This is a genomic window from Acetomicrobium sp. S15 = DSM 107314 (assembly GCF_016125955.1).
GTDB classification, from domain to species: Bacteria; Synergistota; Synergistia; order Synergistales; family Thermosynergistaceae; genus Thermosynergistes; species Thermosynergistes pyruvativorans.
This window is the reverse complement of record NZ_JADEVE010000195.1, coordinates 1-324: the sequence shown is the minus strand read 5'-3', so window position 1 is coordinate 324 and position 324 is coordinate 1. Positions and strand designations below refer to the sequence as shown.

1 pseudogene is annotated in these 324 nt (G+C 53.1%); it reads right to left on the bottom strand.

Features of this window, described 5'->3' with window-relative positions:
• Positions 1–324 (bottom strand): annotated as a pseudogene (locus tag EZM41_RS05780) (hypothetical protein); the annotation flags it as partial.

Sequence of the window (324 nt, the reverse complement as noted above, 5' to 3'; positions counted from 1 at the left end):
TCTGGGATGACGACATCCACGGCATCACCGAGGCCCGCTATATACTTTGCTCGGTAGGCGTTCCAATCGTACGTTATCCAAATGGGGATTTCTCCCTTGATGAACTTGTCGTATTCCGTGGTCTTTTCGATCAGCCTAACGTTGCCGACCATTTGGAGCTGCGCCAGGTAATCGATGCCCGGGTCCATATTGTCGAGATTGCTCCTGTCTGTCTTTAAGAGGTAACTGCCGTCGAGCTTCTCTGCCGCCGCTTTCTTCCCTTCCGTCACCGTAAATGTCAGTTCGCCTTCGTCGTAGGCGATCTCGTAGTACTTAGCGACGCGG